Below are 341 nucleotides of genomic sequence, written 5' to 3' on the forward strand. Positions count from 1 at the left end.
TTGGCCAGGGCCGCGACCGAGACCGTGCGCCCCGGGCGCACCGTGATCTCGTCGTCCACCGCCACGGGAGGCTGGTTCGTCTCCCCCGGGCGCGCGATCCCCACGCGCACGGTGCCGGTCGCCGTCGCCCCCCGGGCGTCGAGCACGGTGTAGGTGAAGGTGTCGAGCCCCACCGCGTTCTTCGCGGCGCTGTACTCGAGGAAGCCGTCGACCACGGCGACCGTCCCCTTGCCCGCCGGGGACGCGATGCCGGTGACCTGGACCGAGTCGCCGTCGGGGTCGATCCCGTCCAGGGGGACCGCGATGCGCACGCTGGACCCGGACAGCACGCGGGCCTCGAT

1 protein-coding gene is annotated in these 341 nt (G+C 74.5%); it reads right to left on the bottom strand.

Annotation, left to right across the window (positions count from 1 at the left end):
* The coding region (locus tag ACTJIY_RS20855) for an Ig-like domain-containing protein (protein ID WP_440675409.1) at positions 1–329 on the bottom strand (329 nt) is incomplete at its 3' end.
* Between the last annotated feature and the right edge of the window lie 12 nt (positions 330–341).

The sequence above is a fragment of the Cellulosimicrobium sp. 22598 genome, assembly GCF_052044445.1.
Classification (GTDB): Bacteria; Actinomycetota; Actinomycetes; order Actinomycetales; family Cellulomonadaceae; genus Cellulosimicrobium; species Cellulosimicrobium cellulans_G.